The organism is Streptomyces phytophilus (assembly GCF_013870535.1).
Taxonomy (GTDB): Bacteria; Actinomycetota; Actinomycetes; order Streptomycetales; family Streptomycetaceae; genus Streptomyces; species Streptomyces phytophilus.
The window spans coordinates 1-3168 of record NZ_JACBXC010000701.1; the positions used below are offsets into that span (position 1 = coordinate 1).

General features: G+C 70.4%; 3 protein-coding genes. 1 reads left to right on the forward strand and 2 read right to left on the reverse strand.

Features of this window, described 5'->3' with window-relative positions; all coding sequences use genetic code 11:
• Nucleotides 1-1198 (forward strand): winged helix-turn-helix domain-containing protein (locus H5J30_RS23785; RefSeq protein WP_220189286.1); only part of this gene is annotated, 1198 nt, incomplete at its 5' end.
• A gap of 74 nt (nucleotides 1199-1272) precedes the next feature.
• Here H5J30_RS23785 and H5J30_RS23790 read toward each other — a convergent pair.
• Nucleotides 1273-1992 (reverse strand): response regulator, encoded by a 720-nt coding sequence (locus tag H5J30_RS23790; RefSeq protein WP_181789415.1) that lies wholly within the window; start codon nucleotides 1990-1992, stop codon nucleotides 1273-1275.
• A gap of 92 nt (nucleotides 1993-2084) precedes the next feature.
• Entirely contained in the window at nucleotides 2085-2804 is a 720-nt protein-coding gene (gene hpf / locus H5J30_RS23795) for a ribosome hibernation-promoting factor, HPF/YfiA family (RefSeq protein WP_181789416.1), read from the reverse strand.
• Between the last annotated feature and the right edge of the window lie 364 nt (nucleotides 2805-3168).

Below are 3168 nucleotides of genomic sequence, written 5' to 3' on the forward strand. Positions count from 1 at the left end.
GACCACGAACGTGTCTCTCTCCGCCGACGACGCCCGCCGTATCGCCCTGCGCGCCCAGGGGCTGCTCGGCGCGCCCGACCGCCGCGCCGGGGCCCGCGGTGTGCTGCGGCGGCTCGGTGCGGTGCAGTTGGACACGATCTCGGTGCTCGCCCGGTCGCACGAGCTGGTGCCGTACGCGCGCCTGGGCGCGATCGGCCGCGAGGCGGTGGAGTCGGCGTACTGGTCGGGGACGACCGCCTTCGAGTACTGGTCGCATGCCGCGTGCGTCCTGCCCATCGAGGAGTGGCCGCTGTTCGCCTTCCGCCGCCGGGATCACCGCGCCCGCGGCTACCGCTGGCACCGACTGCGGGACCCGGCCGGCTCCCGCGCCGCCGTCCTGGACCGGCTGCGCGCGGACGGCCCGCTGACCTCCACGGACCTGGGCGGGGCGAAGAACGGCGGCCCCTGGTGGGACTGGTCGGAGACGAAGATCGCGGTGGAGACGCTGCTCGACGCCGGCGAGGTGGTCGTCACGGCCCGCCGCGGCTGGAAGCGGGTGTACGACCTGGCGGAACGCGCCGTCCCCGACGCCCTGTTCCACGACGACCTGGCGGACGAGGAGTGCCTGCGCCGGCTCGTCGCCCAGGCGGGCCGGGCGCTCGGCGTGGGCACCCGCGCGGACCTGGCTGATTATCACCGTCTCAAGGGGGAGCAGGTCGCCTCCGTCGTGGGCGACACGGAGCTGGTCGAGGTGGAGGTCGAGGGCTGGGGCAAGCCGGCGTGGGCCGACCCGGAAGCCCTGGCAGACGCCCCGCGGGGACGGCACAGGACGACGCTGCTCTCCCCGTTCGACTCCCTGATCTGGGACCGTCCGCGTACGGAGCGGATCTTCGGACTGACGCACCGGCTGGAGGCGTACGTGCCCAAGCCCCGGCGGATACACGGGTATTTCGCCATGCCGGTGCTCGCCGGCGGCAGGCTCGTCGGCCGGGTCGACCCGGGGCGCGAGGGGAGCACGCTCGTGGCCCGCCAGGTGACGCTGGGTGCCGACCGGCCGAACGGCGTCACGCCGGCGAAGGCCGTGGAGCCCACGGCGGCGGCGCTGGCGGAGGCGGCGAGCTGGGTCGGTGCGCAGTCGGTGCGGGTGGAGCGTGTCAGCCCGCCGGAGCTGCACACGCCGCTCGCACGTGCGGCGGAGAAGGCCGTGGCCGCGGGCTGATCCGCGAAACACCGACGCCCCGCGGCACACACGTGCGGCGTGACTCCGGGCGCCGCCGCGGTGCCCGCGGGCCGTCAGCGGATTTCGAGGATCTTCTCGCGCATCGCGTAGACGACGGCCTCCATCCGGGAGTGCAGCTGCAGCTTCTCCAGGATGTTGCGCACGTGGTTCTTCACCGTGTTCTCGCTGATGAACAGCTCTTTGGCGATGTCGCGGTTGTTCATCCCGGTGGCCACGAGCTTGAGCACTTCCAGCTCCCGGTCGGTCAGCCGCGGGGCGGGCACGAGCCGCCGCTCGTCGGTGCGCTGGATCATCGACTTGAATTCGGTCAGCAGCTTCGACGCCATCGACGGGCTGATCTGCGACTGCCCGTCCGCCACGGCGCGGATCGCGGCGGAGACCTCGTCCGTGGAGATCTCCTTGAGGAGGTAGCCGGTCGCGCCCGCCTTGATCGCGTCGTAGAGGTCGGCTTCCTCGTCGCTGATCGTCAGCATGATGATCTTCGCGCTCGGGGCGACTTCCTTGATGGCCGTGCACGCCTCGATGCCGCTGCGCCGCGGCATCCGGATGTCCATCAGCACGATGTCCGGAAGGAGGTCGGCGGCCTTGTCCACGGCCTCGGCGCCGTCACCGGCCTCGCCGACGACCTGGATGTCCTCCTCCTGCGCGAGGACGATCTCCAAGCCGCGGCGGAAGAGCTCATGGTCGTCCACGACGAGGACCCGGATCGGCTCCTCCCGGGGACCGACCGATGCCTTCGGCTCACCTGCTCCGCTCAGCTCGAACTCCGCCACGCTTGCCCCCAGGCACCGATTTGCCGTGCGCGCACATGATTTCACGATCGGGCGGCGGGGTGACGCCCCCGCCGCCCGCCTACCGTCGCCTTTCAGCCGCCCAATGCGCCCCCCGCGCCGTCGGGCATCGACTCCTCGATCGGATACGGGTCGAGGTGGATCACGCCATAGTCATATGCGTGCCTGCGGTAGACAACGCTGGGCAGTTTCTTGTCCGAGTCGACGAAGAGATAGAAGTCGTGCCCGACGAGTTCCATCTCGTACAGCGCCTGGTCCAGCGTCATCGGCGGGGCGGCGTGCGTCTTCTCGCGCACCACCAGCGGGCCGTCTCCGTCCACCACCAGCGGGCCGCGGCGAAGAGGCCGAGAGCCGTTCTGCAGCGCCTCGCTCTCCGCCGTCGTCTCCATGGACGGGGTCGTCAGCTCCCCGTCGTCGGTGAGCAGCGCCGCGTGCGCGACGACATCGCCCACCTCGGCGGCGGTCCTGCGGTCCTTCCCGGGCCGCCTCGTCTTGCGCTTGTCGTGCTGCTTGCGCAGCCTCGCCTCCAGCTTGGCCGTCGCCAGGTCCAGGGCTGCGTACGGGTCGGCCGCGGCCGCCTCGGCGCGCACCACGGGCCCCCGGGAGTGAACTGTGATCTCCACCCGGTCGCAGCGGTCGGCCAGCCGCGGGTTGTGCTCCTTGGACACCTCGACATCAAGGCTCATCACCTTGCCGTCGAACTTCTGGATCTTGTCCAGCTTCAGCTTCTCGGCCACATGCCGACGAAACCGCTCGGGAACCTCGGTCTTGCGGCCCTTGACGACGATGTCCACGCAGAACTCCGTTCTGGAGCGGCTCCGCGTACCGCTGAGCTGACGGGCGAAGCCGGTCCCTTGGTGCGCTGGGGCTCCGGTGGTTGCCGGAGCCTCGGGGTTCTTTGCCGCCGGACTCTCCTCACGGGAGGACCGGCTTTCACCTCCTCCTCCCCCACCGACAAGATCGACACCCCATCGGATCCAGCGGATTCGGCCCATCCACTGTCCTCACACCCTCCTCACAATCGAACATAGCTCGCCTGAGATGCCGCGGCACCCCCTGAGGCGGATGTGGTCCGATCAGGTGCTTCTACCTCCTTTCTACCTGCGGAAACGTAAGATGGAAGTCAAGGTCGCGAACACCCGCGACCGGCTTCGAACG